Genomic DNA, 16332 nt, shown 5'->3' on the forward strand with positions numbered 1-16332 from the left:
AGGATCATCCGCAAACGATCGCTGACCGTCTTACGTCACCAGCCACATGAAGAAGCCCTTGGGGGGCGTTTCTGCTGGTCAAGGCACTTTTCGCTGATCGGACGTCGTGTGCCCGGCAAGATTCGAGCCTGCGGTGCCCGCTTTAGGGGACCTGCCAGCCCCGTTCGAGCAGGGCCTCGGTGAGGACGGCCGCCGCGTCCGGCTGCACGGAGACCTCGGCGATGCCCAGGGGCAGGCCGGGAGCGTGCTCCAGCCGTACGTCCTCGACGTTGACTCCGACCTCGTCGCAGATCTGGAAGAGCCTGGCCAGCTGACCGGGACGGTCGCCGACGACGACCTGGACCACCACGTACGCCGGCGCGGGGCCCCCGTGCTTGCCCGGGATGCGGCCGTGACCGGCCACGCCGCGCTTGAGCAGCTGGGTGATCTCCTGTGTGACCGTGCCGTCGCCGTCGGCCAGCGCGCGGAGCGCCGTAGCGGCCTCGGCCAGGTCGCGGGAGATGGCCTCCAGCACCTCGGCCACCGGCGTCGCGTTGCCCGACAGGATGCCGAGCCAGAGGCCCGGGTCGCTGCCCGCGATCCTGGTGACGTCGCGTACGCCCTGCCCGGCCAGGCCGAGCGCGATGTCGGACGCGTCCGCCAGCCGGGCCGCGACAGCCGAGGCGGTGACGTGGGGCGCGTGAGAGACGACGGCCACGGCCTGGTCGTGCTCGGCCGCGTCCACTTCGATGGGGTTGCCGCCACAGAGCTCCACCAGCCGCAGCACGGCGGCTCTGGCCTCCGGTGTGGCGTCGGGGGTGGGGCACAGCGCCCACGGGCGGCCCAGGAACAGCTCGGCCCTGGCGGCTCCGGGGCCCGACTTCTCGCGTCCGGCCAGTGGGTGGGAGGCGACGTAGGTGGACATGTCACAGCCCAGCTGGGCGGCCCGCTCGATGGGCTCCACCTTCACGCTGGCCACGTCGGTGTAGAAGGTGGCCGTGCCGTTGCGCTGCAGCGCCAGCAGCTCACCGGCGACGTGCGCGGGCGGCACCGCGAGCACCGCGAGATCGATCGTCTCGCCGGACTCACCCGAGGCCGAAGCGGACTGGCGCAGGGCCGAAGCCGACTTACCTGGAGCCGACGCGGACTCACCCTGGGCCGAAGCGGCCTGGGTGTGCGTCTCCGGGTGCCACTCCTCGCCCGCGCCGAGCTCCCGGGCCAGCCGTACCGCTCCCTGGTCGTGGTCGGCGAGCAGCACGCGCACCCCGCGCTCGCGCAGCGCCAGCGCGATTGAGGTGCCGATGAGACCGGTGCCGACTACCAGCACGGTGCGGAGTTCGGAGGCCATGTAGATGTCCTGATTTATCTGGCGTCGGAGTAGCTCGGTCGGGTAGCGGGAAAGCGGATGAGCCGGTCGTTACTGGGCGATGTCCTGGCGGAGCGCGACGGCGCCGCGCAAATAGACGTGCTGGATGTCGGAGCGCGGCCGGTCCGTCTCCACGTGGGCCATCAGGCGTACGACCCTGGGCAGCGCGCCCGGCACGTCGATCTCGGTGCAGCAGATCAGCGGCACGTCGTGGAAGCCCAGCTTCCGCGCCGCCAGCGCCGGGAACTCCGCCGTCAGATCGGGAGACGCCGTGAACAGCACGCTGATCACATCGTCGGTGGTCAGCTTGTTGCGCCCCATCATCTCGCTGACCAGCTCGGTGGTCGCCTCGATGATCGCCCCACGGTCGTTGGCGTCCACCTGGATCGCCCCGCGGATCGCCCGCACCATGTGATTACACCCCTCTATAGCGGTGAAGCCCGTGCGGAGGTTCGCACGGGCTCCTGCGTTCCCGCCAGATTACAGCTTCTGCGTCACAGCTTCACAGCGGCGTAAAGCTCGCCGACCTCCTTCAGGGACAGCGCCCTGACGGTGCCCGCCTTGGTACGGCCCAGCTTGACCGGCCCGAACTCGATCCTGGCCAGGTCGATGACGCGATGACCCGCCTCTTCGAGCAGCCGACGGACGATGTGATTGCGGCCTTCGTGCAGAACGACCTCGACCAGCGCCTGCTGGCCGTGCTCCTGCACGATCGAGAAGGAGTCGATCTTGGCGAGGCCGTCTTCCAGCTCGATGCCCTGCTTGAGCCGACGGCTCAGATCACGCGGGATCGGACCCGGAACCTTCGCCCAGTACTTCTTCTGCACCCCATAACTCGGGTGAGTCAGCCGGTTGGCCAGCTCGCCGTCGTTGGTGAGCAGCAGCAGCCCCTCGGTCTCGGTGTCGAGCCTGCCCACGTGGAACAGCCTCGGCGCGAGCTCCTCCACATAGTCGGCCAGGCACGGCCGGCCCTGCGGGTCGTCCATGGTGGACACGACGCCGATGGGCTTGTTCAGGGCGTAGTAGACCAGGTCGGGGGCGGTCGGGATGCGCTTGCCGTCCACGTGGATGACCTGCGCCGCCGGGTCCACCTTGGCCCCGAACCTCCGTACGACCTGCCCGTTCACGGTGACGCGGCCGTCGCCGATCATCTCCTCGCAGGCGCGACGGCTGGCCACGCCCGCCTGGGCGAGCACCTTCTGCAGCCGTACGCCGCCGGGCACCTCGGTGGTGTCGCGCTCGTCGGTGTAGCCGTCGGGGAAGAAGTTGCGATCCCGCATGGGCTGGCGAGCGGTCTTGAACCGGTCGCGCGGCGCACCGGTGGCCGCCCCGTCCCGTCCGCCGGACGTACGCCCGCCGCCGATGGTCTGAACATCGTCGCGCCTGGGCGTACGAGCCGGGCGGCCGGCGTCGCGGCGCGAGCCGGCGTCGTCACGCCGCCCGAAGCGGGCACGAGTGGACTCTCCACGGCCGTTGCCGGTCCGCGGGGACTCTCCGCGGCTGTAGCCGCTCCTCGGGGACTCGGTACGGGAACCGCCATCCCTGCGGCCACCACGGTCGGCCCGGAAGCCGCCACGGTCCTCCGTGCGCTCGGGACGCGATCCGCCCCGATCGTCACGACGGTCACTCTGGTAACCGCCGCGGTCGTCACGACGCTCGGGCCGGAAGCCGCCGCGGTCGTCACGACGCTCGGAACGGAAGCCACCACGGTCGTCACTGCGGGCGCCTTGGAAACCGCCACGGTCGTCGCGGCGCGGGGAACGGAAGCCACCGCGATCGTCGCGGCCCGCACCCTGGAAACCACCGCGGTCGTCACGACGCTCGGAGCGGAAGCCACCCCGATCGTCACTGCGGTCGGAACGGAAACCGCCCCGGTCGTCGCGGCGGGCGCCCTGGAAACCGCCACGGTCGTCACGACGCTGGGGACGGTAGCCGTCACGGCCGCCACCCTCCCGAGAGCCGGAGCCACCACGGTCGGAGCGGTATCCGCCGCGCTCGCCGCCGGCGGACGAGCCGTAGCCACCGCGCTCGCCACGGGACGACCCGCCGTAGCCACGGTCGCCGCGCGACTGCGCGCCATATCCGCCGCGGTCGCCACCGCGCGATGGTGAAGAGCCGCCACGGGACTGCGAGTAGCCGCCCCGGTCGCCACGGGACTGCGAGTAGCCGCCGCGGTCGCTGCCGGGCGCCGGACGGTCGTCGTCGCGGGAGGGAGAGCGGTCGTCGCGGTACGTACGCTCGCGGGACGAACGGTCGTCACGGGAGGAACGGTCGTAGCCGCCACGGTCGCCCGTTGAGCTGGAACGGTTGTAGCCGCCCCGGTCGCCCGTCGAGCCGGAGCGGTCGCGGGAGTCGCCGGAGGCGGGCCTGCCGTACCGGGCGCGGGAACCGCCACGGTCGGCGCGGAGCGAGTCACGGCCGGAGCCCAGCTCGCTTCCGGAGTCGCGGCTGTAGCCGCGGTCACTGTCGTCGCGGCGCGCTCCGCCGCGGTCACTGTCATCGCGGCGGGGTCCGCCGCGGGAATCGTCTCGGTGGGAACCGCCGCTGAACCCCTCACGGCGGGGGCCGCCGCGCGAGTCGTCCGAGCGGAAGGCGGGACGGCCGCCACGGCTCGCGCCGCCGGTGCGTCCACGACCGCGTCCATCACCGGACGGGGTGCTGCGCCTGTTGATCACTTTGTATTCTCCTCGAGGTTTTCCACGTCGTCGGGGAGGAAGGGCGCGAGCTCGGGAAGCTCGCCGATGTCCTTCAGTCCCAGGCGTTCAAGGAAGTATGAACTTGTCCGGTAGAGCACTGCCTGGCTCTCCGGGTCGGTGCCGGCCTCTTCGACCAGGCCCCTGGCGACGAGCGTACGCATGACGCCGTCGCTGTTGACGCCGCGGACCGCGGCGACTCGTGCACGGCTCACCGGTTGCCGGTAGGCGACGACCGCGAGGGTTTCCAGCGCGGCCTGGGTGAGCCGGGTCTGCTGGCCGTCGCGGACGAACCGCTCGACCAGCGCGGCGCAGTCGGCTCGCGTGTAGAACCGCCAACCGCCTGCCACTTCTCTCAGATCGAAACCCCGTCCGGCTTGGGTGTATTCCGCGGCCAAGGCCCGGAGTGCGGTGCTCACCTCGTGGGTGGGCCGTTCGAGCACCTGCGCCAGGGTCACTTCGGGGACGGGCTCGTCCACGACCATCAGGATGGCTTCGAGCGCCGCCCCGAGCGTCGGGCCGCCGCCTTGGGGGTCGCTATCGGCGGGTTCATCGGGTATGTCGTCCAGACCGGCCGGCTCGGATACCACCGCACCGGTCGGTACGAGGGACGCGTCCCAAAGCTCATCATCCATGTCCGGCTCGATGGACGCCCCCTGGAGCCGGTCCTCCAGCTCAGGGGACAAGAGCCGGTCGTCCGCATCCAGCTCAGGCGACGCGCCCTGAAGGCCATCACCCGGCTCGGGAGACGGCTCCTGGAGCCGATCGTCCACCTCCGGCTCGGACGGCGTGACCTCCGCCTCATCGACCGCAGGCGGGGCCTCCGGGCCGTCGTCCGGCCCGTCGTCCAGGCCGCCGTCCAGGCCGTCGTCCGCGCTCGCGGCGGCGAGCGACCCCGGGAGGGTCATCCAGGCGGGCAAAGGGGCGGGTTCGCGAGGCGGGGTGTCGTCCAAGCGGTCAGTCATCAGCCGTCTTCTCCGCGCTCTCCTCGTAGTCGTCCCCCACCGAGACGTCCCCCTCGTCCGTCCCGGTCCAGGTCACGTGCAGATCGCCCAGCGCTTCGACCTGTTCGAAGGTGACCGCGGACTCCCGGAAGAGCTCCAGCACCGCCAGGAAGCGGGCGATGACCTCGATGGTGCCGTCACAGTCGGCCACCAGGGCCCGGAAGGTGGCCCGCCGCATGCGGCGCAGGTGAGCAACCAGAATAGCGGCTTGCTCCCGCACGCTGGCCAGCGGTTGATAGATGTGCCCGACGCTGACCGTGGGCGGCAGCTTGGGGACGAAGGCACGGGCGGCGATGCGGGCGAGGTCGTCCGGGCTGATGCCCAGGATGAGCTGCGGGAGGAGGTTGGCGAACTGCGGCTCCATGGGCGCGGTGCGGGGGAAGCGCAGCGCCTCTTCGGCCATGCGGCCGGAGAAGACCTTCGCCACCTCTTTGTACGCCTTGTACTGCAGGAGCCGGGCGAACAGCAGGTCGCGGGCCTCCAGCAGAGCCAGGTCCTCTTCGTCCTCGACCTCGCCCGAGGGCAGCAGCCGGGCCGCCTTGAGGTCGAGCAGGGTGGCCGCGACCAGCAGGAAGTGGCTGGTCACGTCGAGATCCCACTCGGGGCCACGGGCCCGGATGTAGGCGATGAACTCGTCGGTGACCTTGGAGAGCGAAATCTCGGTGATGTCGAGCTTGTGTTTGGAGATCAGGCCGAGGAGCAGGTCGAAGGGCCCCTCGAAGACGTCCAGGTGGACCCTGAACCCTTGTGGCTCTGTCTCCGTCACCTGGCCATTGTCGCAGGTGCCGGCCAGCGGGACAGCACCTCGCGGGCTAGCTCACGGTAAGCGTTGGCACCCAGGGACGACGGGTCGAAGGTGGTGATCGGCTCGCCGGCGACCGTGGCGTCGGGGAAGCGCACGGTGCGGTTGATCACGGTGTGGAAGACCTTGTCGCCGAACGCCTCGACGACGCGGGCGAGCACCTCTCGGCCGTGCAGGGTGCGCGCGTCGTACATGGTGGCGAGCAGGCCCTCGATCTCGAGGTCCTCGTTGAGGCGTTCCTGCACCTTGGTGATGGTGTCCATGAGCAGGGCCACGCCGCGCAGCGCGAAGAACTCGCACTCCAGCGGCACCATGACGCCCTGCGCGCAGGTCAGCGCGTTGATGGTGAGCAGGCCCAGCGACGGCTGGCAGTCGATGAGGCAGACGTCGTAGTGCGGCAGCAGCGGCTTGATCACGCGGCCGAGCACCTGCTCGCGGGCCACCTCGGTGACGAGCTGGACTTCGGCGGCGGACAGGTCGATGTTGCTGGGCAGCAGGTCGAGGCCCTCGACGCCGGTCTCCAGCAGCACGTCCTCGGCGGTGACGTTGCGCTCCATCAGCAGGTTGTAGACCGTCAGGTCGAGCTGGAGCGGGTTGATGCCGAGGCCGACGGACAGGGCGCCCTGCGGGTCGAAGTCGACGAGCAGCACCTTGAGGCCGTATTCGACGAGCGCGGCGCCCAGGTTGATGGTGGTGGTGGTCTTGCCGACCCCACCCTTCTGATTGACCATCGCGACCACCCGCGCGGGCCCGTGGATCTCGGGCGCGACAGGTTCGGGGAACACCGGGCGGGGACGCCGGGTGGGGCCCAGATTCACGCCTATGGAAGGCGTGTTGGTCTTCGTGTCTCCCCAGGGGTTGTCGGGGGTCCCCGGGGCCGAACCGTTGGTCTTCACAGTCACCAGCTCGAACCTCCCTGACGATCCCGAACCGGACCGTCCGGACGGACACTATGGCGTCACCACTTAACGCGGCAAGGCGGCACGCCGAAGTGCCGCACGTCGCAAAAGACTATAGATCACTGCCGGGCACGGGGATGCGCGGCGGCGTACACCTCGCGGAGTTTGTCGACGGTGACCAGGGTGTAGACCTGCGTGGTCGTGACCGAGGCGTGGCCGAGCAACTCCTGGACCACCCTAACGTCGGCTCCGCCGTCAAGGAGGTGGGTTGCGAAGGAATGACGGAGAACGTGCGGAGATATCCCGGCGAGTCCGGCTCGTTCGGCGGCGGCCTGGAGCACCTCCCAGGCGCCCTGCCGGGTGAGCCGGCCGCCCCTGGCGTTGAGGAAGGCGGCGGGCGTGCCCCGGCCGTGGGCCACGAGGCCGGGGCGGGCCCTGACGAGGTAGGCGTCCAGCGCGGAGCGGGCGTAGCGGCCCAGGGGCACGACGCGGGTACGGCTGCCCTTGCCGCGCAGCCGTACCTGCTCGGCCTCCAGGTCGTCCACGGCCAGGCCGACGGCTTCGGAGATGCGGGCGCCCGTGCCGTACAGGACCTCCAGCAGGGCGCGGTTGCGGAGGGTCAGCGGCGCGCCGTCGGGGCCGGAGGCGGCGATGAGCCGCTCGACCTCGTCGACGGTGATCGCCTTGGGCAGCCTGCGGAGCTGTCGCGGCGGACGCACCTGGTGCGCCGGGTCGTGGGCCGTGACGCCCTCGCGCAGCGCGAAGCGGTGCAGGCCGCGGACGGCCGACACCGCCCGCGCGGCCGAGCTGGCCACGAGGGCGGGGTGGTCGCAGTCGCCTTCCCGCAGCGCGGCGAGGAAGTCGAGGACGTCGGCCTCGCCCACCTCGCCGAGCGACACGCGGCCGCGCGAGCGAAGGTGCTCGAAGTAACGGTCGAGGTCACGGCGGTAGGACGCCAGTGTGTTGGCAGCCAGGCCCCGCTCCACCGTGAGGTGGGCGAGGTAGCTGGAGAGCACTGCCTCCACGAACTGGTCCTTCCGTCACGCCTCCTTGGCGTCGGCGGGGCGCAACAGGGCGAATCCCTCGACCGAAGCCGCATATGCGGCGAGGATACCGGCCACGGTCGGGGAATTGTGGATCATTCCCATGAGCGCCCTTTCGACCGCGTCGGGTAGAGGCACCCATTCGACCGGCATGTCGATCTCTTCGTGTTCGTGGACGAAGCCGTTCTCGTCCTCGGGAATCTTCGACAAGCCGCGGGCCAGGAACACCCGGATCCGCTCGTTGGACATACCGGGCGAGGTGTAGAGGTCGACCAGTGTGTGCCAGGTCTCGGCGCGGTATCCGGCCTCCTCGGCCAGCTCCCGCGCGGCGCCGGTGACCAGTGATTCTCCTTCCACGTCGCGCAGTCCGGCGGGCAGTTCCCAGAGCAGGTGGCGCGTCGGGTGACGGTACTGCCGGATCAGCAGGACCCGGTCCTGCTCGTCGAGCGCGAGGACCGCGACGGACCCGGGGTGCACGGCGTAGTCGCGGTCGGCGACCGTGTCCCCCGGCATACGGACGGTGTCGGTGACCACGTTCATCACCCGGCCCGCGAACCGGTCCTTGGATTCGACGACTTCCCACGCCTCGGGCGTGTCTTCCACCCTCACTTGGCCACCTTCGCGGTCACCCGGCTGTCGGCGTAGGCGAGCGCGGCGTTGATCAGCCCCTTGAACATCGGGTTGGCCCGCGTCGGCCGGGAGCGGAACTCGGGGTGGGCCTGGGTGCCGATGAAGAACGGGTGGGCCTCGACGGGCAGCTCGGTGTATTCGACCAGGCGGCCGTCGGGCGACAGCCCGGAGAACACCAGGCCGACCTTCTCCAGGCGTTCGCGGTAGGCGTTGGAGACCTCGTAGCGGTGCCGGTGGCGTTCGGCGACCTTGGCCTTCCCGCCGTACAGCTGCCTGGCCAGGGTGCCCTCGCCGAGCTTGGCGGTGTAGCTGCCCAGGCGCATGGTGCCGCCCATGTCGCGCTCGCCGGCGACGACGTCCTCCTGGTCGGCCATCGTGGAGATGACCGAGTGCTTGGCGTCGGGGTCGAACTCGCTGGAATTGGCGTCTTCGAGCCCCGCCAGGTTGCGCGCGGCCTCGATGACCATGCCCTGCATGCCGAGGCAGATGCCGAGCAGCGGGATCTTGCCCTCCCGGGCGTGGCGGATCGCGCCGATCTTGCCCTCGATGCCGCGCACGCCGAACCCGCCGGGGATCAGCACGCCGTCGACGCCGTCGAGCTCGCGCTCGGCGCCCTCGGGCGTCTCGCAGTCGTCGCTCTTGACCCAGCGGATGTTGACGCGGGCGTCATTGGCGAACCCGCCCGCCCGCAGCGCCTCGGTGACGGACAGGTAGGCGTCGGGCAGGTCGATGTACTTGCCGACCAGGGCGATGGTGACCTCCTTGGCCGGGCGGTGCACCCGGCGCAGGAGCTCCTCCCACTCCTTCCAGTCCACGTCGCGGAAGGGCAGGCCGAGCCGCCGCACCACATAGGCGTCGAGCCCCTCGGAGTGGAGCACCTTGGGGATGTCATAGATCGAGGCCGCGTCCACGGCCGAGACCACGGCGTCCTCGTCCACGTCGCACATCAGGCTGATCTTCCGCTTGATCGCCGTCTGCACGGGCCGGTCGGAGCGCAGCACGATCGCGTCGGGCTGGATGCCGATGCTGCGCAGCGCGGCCACGCTGTGCTGTGTCGGCTTGGTCTTCAGCTCGCCGGACGGGCCGATGTACGGCAGCAGCGAGACGTGCAGGAAGAAGACGTTGTCGCGCCCGACCTCATGCCTGATCTGGCGTACGGCCTCCAGGAACGGCAGCGACTCGATGTCACCGACCGTGCCGCCCACCTCGGTGATGACCACGTCGACCTCAGGACCCGCCATGCCCCGGATGCGGTCCTTGATCTCATTCGTGATGTGCGGGATGACCTGGACCGTGTCGCCCAGATATTCGCCGCGCCGCTCCTTGGCGATGACGTTGGAGTAGACCTGGCCGGTGGTGACGTTCGCCGAACCGTGCAGATCGGTGTCAAGGAACCGCTCGTAGTGGCCGACGTCGAGGTCGGTCTCGGATCCGTCGTCGGTGACGAAGACCTCGCCGTGCTGGAACGGGTTCATCGTCCCGGGGTCCACATTGAGGTAGGGGTCGAGCTTCTGCATGGTGACCCGGAGACCGCGTCCCTTGAGCAGACGGCCCAGGCTGGAGGCGGTGAGCCCCTTCCCAAGGCTGGAGGCGACACCGCCGGTGACGAATAGATGCTTGGTTTGCGATGCGCTGCGCAAAGGGGCTCCCGTGGGTCGATGTGTGGTCGAAGCGTCCACGGGCTCTCAGGATATCAAACAACGCCCCCGACATGCCCGAACGGCATGACCTAGCGGTAACTTTGGGCCCTATGTCATTAGTACGGCGGGCAACGGGCGCGCTGATTCACCGTGCCTACAAGGCGATCCGCGCGGCCGGGGCGATCACCCCGGCCAGTCCGGGCGGCACCAGATTCCGTCATCTGGGCGACGGGGTCAGCATCGCCTTCCCGCCGGGCGCGATCTTCGGCGAGCGGTGGATCGAGATCGGCGACCACACGCTGATCGGCGAACGCGTGTCGCTGTCCTGCGGCATGGGCCCCGGCGTCGACCTGGGCCCGGACTCGATCCTGCGGATCGGCGGCGGCTGCTCGATCGGCCGGGGCTCGCACATCGTGGCCCACCAGTCGATCGACATCGGCGAGCACGTCTTCACCGGCCCGTACGTCTACATCACCGACCAGAACCACGTCTACGACGACCCGGAGACACCGATCGGCCGGCAGTGGCCACGCAACAGTCCGGTCTCGATCGGCGCGGGCTCCTGGCTCGGGGCGGGCGCGATCATCCTGCCCGGCACCAGGATCGGCCGTCAGTGCGTGGTGGCGGGCGGCGCGGTCGTCCGCGGTGAGTTCCCCGACCACAGCGTGGTCGCGGGCGTGCCCGCCAAGCTGGTACGCAGCTACGATCCCGCGCTGGGCTGGCACACTCCGGGCATCTCGCTGGCCATGGACCGGCAGGCCACCGCCTCCTGAGCTCGGCCGCTCAGACGGTGGATCCCGCCCCGCCCAAGCTGTAGACCGAACAACCTTCTGGCGGCTAGCGTCGGACCATGCGGACCGCCATTTGCGAACGTCTCGGCGTCGAGTTCCCGTTGTTCGCCTTCAGCCACTGCCGCGACGTGGTGGCCGCGGTCACCAACGCGGGCGGCTTCGGCGTCCTGGGCGCGGTCGCCTACACCCCCGACCAACTCGACACCGAGCTCACCTGGATCGACGAGCGGGTGGACGGCCGCCCGTACGGGGTCGACGTGCTGGTGCCCGGCAAGCTCGACGCGTCGGCGCTCGATCTCGACGCCCATTTGACCGACTTCATCCCGGAACGGCACCGCGACTTCGTCACGCACCTGCTGTCCAAGTACGGCGTGAACGCCCCGCCGCAGCCGGTGGCCGCCTCGACGGACGAGTTCGGCAGGCGGGTGACCGCGGCGGGCGCGACCGGGCTGATCGACGTGGCGCTCAAGCATCCGATCGGCCTGATCGCCAGCGCGCTCGGACCGCCGCCACCGGAGATGGTGGCCAAGGCGAGGGCGGCGGGCGTACCGGTGGCCGCGCTGGTGGGCACCGTCGAGCACGCCCACAGGCAGGTGGCGGCCGGCGCGGACCTGATCGTGGCCCAGGGCACCGAGGCCGGCGGGCACACCGGCGAGATCGCCACGATGGTGCTGGTGCCGCAGGTCGTGGACGCGGTCGCCCCGGTGCCCGTGCTGGCGGCGGGCGGCATCGCCTCGGGGCGGCAGATGGCCGCGGCGATGGCGCTCGGCGCCGAAGGCGTGTGGTGCGGGTCGGTCTGGCTGACCACCGAGGAGGCGGAGACGGCGCCCTCGGTGAAGCGGAAGATGCTGGCCGCCTCCTCGCTCGACACGGTCAGGTCCAGGTCGCGTACCGGCAAGCCGGCCAGGCAGCTCAAGTCGGCCTGGACCGAGGAGTGGGACTCCGGGCCGGAGAGCCCCGGCCCGCTCGGGATGCCGCTGCAGATGCTCGTGGCCGAGGCCGCGATGGCCCGCATCGGCACGGCCGCCGAGCGCGGCGAGCCGGGGGCCGTGGAGCTGGCCAACTACTTCGTCGGGCAGGTCGTCGGCCAGCTCGACCAGGTCAAGCCAGCTCGCGAGGTGGTCTACGAGATGGTGAGCGAGTTCGCCGACGCGGTGGAGCGGCTGTCCGGATTGACCGCTCTGTCGAGGTGACCGAGCTGTCGGCGTGACCGGCTACGATGCGCGTGTGGTCGGGACACCCGAGGTCGAGCGCGGCACCGGTGTCCCCGCGCACGTGCAGATCGAGCGGTGGCTGCTGCAGTCCATCGGCAGCGGCGAGATGGAGCCCGGCGACCGGCTCCCGGGCGAGCGGGAGCTGTCGGCGCGCCTGGGCGTGAGCCGGATGACGCTCAGGCAGGCGCTGGCGACGCTGGAGCACGACGGCGTCCTGGTCAGGACGCCGGGCAGGTCGGGCGGCGCGTTCGTCGCCGACCCGCGCGTCGAGTGCGATCTGACGGGGCTGGCGGGGTTCACCGAGCAGATGCGGCGCGCCCATCTCCAGGCCGAGGCCAGAGTGCTGGTCGCCACTACCGTCCCCGCGCCCCGCTCCGTCGCCGCCGCCCTGGAGCTCGCCGTGGGCGAGCCGGTGCACCACGTCGCGCGGGTACGCTCGGCCGGGCAGTCGCCGGTGGCGCTCGAACGCTCCTTCTTCCCCGCGCTGCCCGGCTTCCTGGAGCAGGACCTCGACGGGTCGCTCTACGCCCTGCTGGCCACCCGCTACGACCTGGAGCCGCGCACCGCCGTCGAGCACCTCGACCCGGTCATCGCCAGGTCCGACGAGGCCGCCGAGCTGGGCGTCGAGCCGGGCACGCCGCTCATGCTGATCGAGCGCACCGCCTACGCGGCGGCCGGGGAGCCGGTGGAGTTCGCCCGCGACCTGTTCCGCTCCGACCGGGTGCGCATCTCGGTCCGCAGCGGCCTCAGCGCACCCGCCCGTGGCGGCCTCAGCGCACCCGCTCCCCCGCCGGGTCGAAGAGCGGGTCACTGACGACGGTCCCGGTCACCCAGGCGCCCTCCACCTCGACCTCGACCTTGACGCCCGGCCCCACCGGCAGATAGGCGTAGGCGATCGGCGAGCCGACCGTGTAGCCGTGGCCGCCCGAGGTGATCCGGGCCACGACCTGGCCGTCCAGGCGCACCGGCTCGTTGCCGAGCGCGATCGCCCCCGGCTCCAGGGTCAGGCAGCGCAGCCGCCGCTCGGGGTGGGGGTCGAGCGCGTCCTTGCCGAGGAAGTCCTTGTCGAGCTTGACGCAGAAGCCCAGCCCCGCCTCGTACGGTGTGGTCTCGGGCCCGATGTCGGCGCCCCAGACGCGGTAGCCCTTCTCCAGGCGCAGGCTGTCGATGGCCCGGTAGCCGCCGGCCCGCAGCCCGTACGGCTGCCCGGCCGCCCACAGCGCCTGCCAGAGCGCCAGGCCGTACTCGCTGGAGCAGTACAACTCCCAGCCCAGCTCCCCCACGAACGTCACCCGCAGCGCCAGCACCGGCACGTCACCCACGGTCAGCTCCCGCGCCGACATGAACGGGAATCCGAGCGGGTCGGGCGTGAGCGTCCCGAGGATGTCGCGGGCGCGCGGCCCCCACAGGGCGAAGCAGGCGTACTGGCCGGTCACGTCGGCGATCCGCACGTCGGCGCCTCTGAGCGCGGCCTGCTTGCGCAGCCAGCCCAGGTCGTGCGAGCCGAACGCGGTGCCGGTCACGATGAGGAACTCGTCCTCGGCCCGCCTGGTGACGGTGAAGTCGCACTCGATGCCGCCGCGCCGGTTGAGCGCCTGCGTGTACGTCACCGCGCCCACCTGGCGGGCGACGCGGTTGTCGCAGACCCATTCGAGCAGCTCGGCGGCGTCCGGCCCGGTAACCTGGATCTTGGCGAAGGAGGTCTCGTCGAACAGGCCCGCCGTCTCCCGCACGGCCCGGTGTTCGACCCCGATCGCGGGCGACCACAGCCGTCCGGCCCACCCTTGGGGCCGCTCATCGCGGCCACCATCCGGCTCGTTGGACCGGTCCGGCTCGTTGGACCGGTAGTAGTTGACCCGCTCCCAGCCCGCCTTCTCGCCGAACTCGGCGCCGTGCGCGGCGTGCCAGCCGTACGCCGGGGAGACCTTGAGCGGGCGGCCCGCCGAGCGCTCGTGGCCGGGGTAGCGGATGTCGTAGTAGGTCTCGTAGTTCTCCACCGCGCGGGCGAGGGTGTAGGACGGGGAGCGGTACTGGGGGCCGAAGCGGCGGATGTCCATGTGCCAGACGTCCATGGCGGGCTCGCCCTCGACGATCCACTCGGCCATCACCCTGCCGATGCCGCCGGCGCCCGCGATGCCGTGCGCGCAGAACCCGGCCGCCACGAAGAACCCGCCGACCTCGGTCTCGCCCAGGCAGAACTCGTTGTCGGGGGTGAACGCCTCCGGGCCGTTGATCATCTTGCGGATGCCGACGTCGGCCATGGCCGGGACACGGATCCGCGAATTCTCCGAGATTTCGGTGAATCGGTCCCAATCTTCGGCGAGCAGGCGGCCGTTGAAGTCGGCCGGGATGGCGTCGTAGGAGGTCTCGTTCGCCGTCCAGGGGGCGCAGGTGCGCTCGTAGCCGCCCATGACCAGGCCCTGCACCTCTTGCCGGTAGTAGACGAGCAGGTCGGGGTCGCGCAACGTCGGCAGGCCGGTGTGCTCATGGAAGGCGTCGGTGACCACGTACTGGTGCGACATCGGCACGATCGGGATCCGCACCCCGGCCATCCGGCCGATCTCGGCGGCGAACATGCCGCCGCAGTTGACGACCACTTCGCAGTCGATGTCGCCCTGGTCGGTGCGTACGCGCGTGACCCGGCCGCGTTCGGTGTCGATGCCGAGCACGCGGGTCCTGGTCCTGACGCGGGCGCCGCCCTCGCGGGCCTTCGTGGCCAGCGCGTAGCAGAGCGCGGAGGGGTCGATCTGCCCGTCGGTGGGCAGGTACGCCGCGCCGACGACGCCCGAGGGGTCCATCAGCGGGAACAGCTCGACCGCCTCGGCGACGGAGATCTCCTCCAGCGGCAGGCCGAACGTGCGCGCCCAGCCGATCTGGCGGCGGATCTCGGCCATCCGCTCCGGTGTGCCGGCCAGCTTGATGCCGCCGCACTCCGTCCAGCCGGCGTCGAGCGTGCGGTAGAGCTCCACCGAGTACTGGTTCATCCTGGTCAGCGTGGGGTCGGCGCGCAGCTGGCCGACCAGCCCCGCGGAGTGGAAGGTCGAGCCGCTGGTCAGCTCGTCGCGGTCCAGCAGGAGGACGTCGCGTTCGCCGAGCTGGGTCAGGTGGTAGGCGACGGAGGCGCCGCCCACGCCGCCGCCGATGATCACGATGCGGGCCGAGTCGCTCATGCGGGCGAGGCTACACTAAAAGGTCTAGACCGTTTAGGGGGCATCCAACTGTTCATCTTTAAGATTGAGTGGGTAGATGCAAGTGCGATTGTGTGAGTCCTAAGGAGGCCGGTGCGGCCCGGGATCTCGCATGCCAGTCGCACGACACGGTTACTGGATTCGCCGTGCACGCCGGTGGCCGGGCGACCTGCCGTTTCAGATCGCCTATGCGGTCCTAGGGTCCGGCAATCAACGCCGGGCCCCGCCGGGCGCGGCGTTGTTTTCGTTCGCCGGCCTCACACACGGTCCGGCCTGCCGTGCGGCTACCAGCCCTGAATGTCGGTCGTGATGTCGTGCATGGGTTGTGTGCGGCGAGTGGTGTTCACGTGTCGCTCATATGTTCTACCCGACGCAGCCAAATGCTGGTAATCTTACGGTCACTGTCTGTGAAAGTCGGGAGGTGCGGGTCATGCGAGCGCACGGGTCGGCTTTCCCAGCGGAGGCGGTGACGTCGTGGTGCGCCCACTGGCATGGTCGCCGTTTGGCGGGCCATTGTGCCCGCCCGGCGCGCATGGCTAAGGCGCGCGGCATCGCGATCATCGCGGTGGACCCGGCCTACACCTCCAAGTGGGGGGCTCAGCACTGGCAACAGCCCCTCACTTCCAACAACCGTAAGACCAGCCGGCACGATGCCGAGAGCATCGCGATCGGCAGGCGCGCCCAAGGCCATGCGATCCGGCGACGGACGACACCGCCCCGCGATGACCAGAGCGATCGTCGCGGGCATCGGAGCGTCCAGGCCGAACCGGATGCTCTTAGGCGTGAGGGACCCCGCCCGCACCCCCGGACCACAGACACGATCCGCGCCGCCCGGACACAGCCACAACGCGGGCAACCAGCACGCCCACCACCGTTCGGGGCGCGCGGCTGAGCATGAGCGCCCTGACAACAGGGCCCACTCCCGCTCAGTCTTCAGTAACGGTGTCGGCGCTAGCATCGATCGTCAACGATCCCCTCCTGAAGGAGAGGGCTTGAGGTGCCGTCAGGTGCTTTGAAGCCCCGCGTTGACCAGCCCTAGTCATCACCGTTGGAGGTGTGATCCAGATGGCTACCTTTCACGCA

General features: G+C 70.5%; 13 protein-coding genes. 3 read left to right on the forward strand and 10 right to left on the reverse strand.

Annotation, left to right across the window (positions count from 1 at the left end; all coding sequences use genetic code 11):
- Positions 1-142 precede the first annotated feature (142 nt).
- The 9 genes from AB0J16_RS54525 to AB0J16_RS54565 all read right to left on the reverse strand — a co-directional run bounded on the left by AB0J16_RS54525 (position 143) and on the right by AB0J16_RS54565 (position 10056).
- Positions 143-1327: a prephenate dehydrogenase gene (locus AB0J16_RS54525; RefSeq protein ID WP_358555637.1), complete on the reverse strand. Its 1185-nt coding sequence runs from the start codon at positions 1325-1327 to the stop codon at positions 143-145.
- A gap of 69 nt (positions 1328-1396) precedes the next feature.
- Positions 1397-1756 carry a chorismate mutase gene (gene aroH / locus AB0J16_RS54530; protein WP_357639298.1) on the reverse strand — a complete coding sequence of 120 codons (360 nt, stop codon included), beginning with the start codon at positions 1754-1756 and terminating at the stop codon, positions 1397-1399.
- An 83-nt stretch (positions 1757-1839) separates the two neighbouring features.
- Positions 1840-4020: a pseudouridine synthase gene (locus AB0J16_RS54535; protein WP_358555640.1), complete on the reverse strand. Its 2181-nt coding sequence runs from the start codon at positions 4018-4020 to the stop codon at positions 1840-1842.
- Positions 4017-4598, reverse strand: a complete 582-nt coding sequence (gene scpB / locus AB0J16_RS54540; protein WP_358555675.1) for an SMC-Scp complex subunit ScpB — start codon at positions 4596-4598, stop codon at positions 4017-4019. Before scpB ends, AB0J16_RS54535 begins: the two co-directional genes overlap by 4 nt.
- Positions 4599-4995: 397 nt before the next feature.
- Positions 4996-5808: a segregation/condensation protein A gene (locus AB0J16_RS54545; RefSeq protein WP_357945681.1), complete on the reverse strand. Its 813-nt coding sequence runs from the start codon at positions 5806-5808 to the stop codon at positions 4996-4998.
- Positions 5805-6746, reverse strand: a complete 942-nt coding sequence (locus AB0J16_RS54550) for a ParA family protein (protein ID WP_357945679.1) — start codon at positions 6744-6746, stop codon at positions 5805-5807. The genes AB0J16_RS54545 and AB0J16_RS54550 overlap by 4 nt, the downstream gene beginning before the upstream one ends.
- A gap of 116 nt (positions 6747-6862) precedes the next feature.
- A complete protein-coding gene (locus AB0J16_RS54555; protein WP_357945676.1) occupies positions 6863-7768 on the reverse strand; it encodes a site-specific tyrosine recombinase XerD in 906 nt (301 codons plus the stop codon).
- Positions 7769-7783: 15 nt separating this feature from the next.
- Positions 7784-8395: an NUDIX hydrolase gene (locus AB0J16_RS54560; protein WP_358555643.1), complete on the reverse strand. Its 612-nt coding sequence runs from the start codon at positions 8393-8395 to the stop codon at positions 7784-7786.
- Positions 8392-10056, reverse strand: coding sequence for a CTP synthase (locus tag AB0J16_RS54565; RefSeq protein ID WP_358555646.1), 1665 nt, complete (start codon positions 10054-10056; stop codon positions 8392-8394). The genes AB0J16_RS54560 and AB0J16_RS54565 overlap by 4 nt, the downstream gene beginning before the upstream one ends.
- Positions 10057-10166: 110 nt before the next feature.
- Between AB0J16_RS54565 and AB0J16_RS54570 the strand changes: the two genes are divergently transcribed.
- From AB0J16_RS54570 to AB0J16_RS54580, 3 genes are all read left to right on the forward strand, one after another.
- A complete protein-coding gene (locus AB0J16_RS54570; protein WP_358555648.1) occupies positions 10167-10829 on the forward strand; it encodes an acyltransferase in 663 nt (220 codons plus the stop codon).
- 77 nt (positions 10830-10906) lie between these two features.
- Complete coding sequence (locus tag AB0J16_RS54575; protein WP_358555651.1) at positions 10907-12040, forward strand: nitronate monooxygenase family protein; 1134 nt, start codon at positions 10907-10909, stop codon at positions 12038-12040.
- Positions 12041-12053: 13 nt separating this feature from the next.
- Positions 12054-12875 carry a GntR family transcriptional regulator gene (locus tag AB0J16_RS54580; RefSeq protein ID WP_358555654.1) on the forward strand — a complete coding sequence of 274 codons (822 nt, stop codon included), beginning with the start codon at positions 12054-12056 and terminating at the stop codon, positions 12873-12875.
- Here the strand turns inward: AB0J16_RS54580 and AB0J16_RS54585 are convergent.
- Positions 12832-15231: an FAD-dependent oxidoreductase gene (locus AB0J16_RS54585; protein ID WP_358555657.1), complete on the reverse strand. Its 2400-nt coding sequence runs from the start codon at positions 15229-15231 to the stop codon at positions 12832-12834. The two genes, AB0J16_RS54580 and AB0J16_RS54585, sit on opposite strands and share 44 nt — an antisense overlap.
- Between the last annotated feature and the right edge of the window lie 1101 nt (positions 15232-16332).

This window comes from Nonomuraea sp. NPDC049750 (assembly GCF_040659625.1).
Classification (GTDB): Bacteria; Actinomycetota; Actinomycetes; order Streptosporangiales; family Streptosporangiaceae; genus Nonomuraea.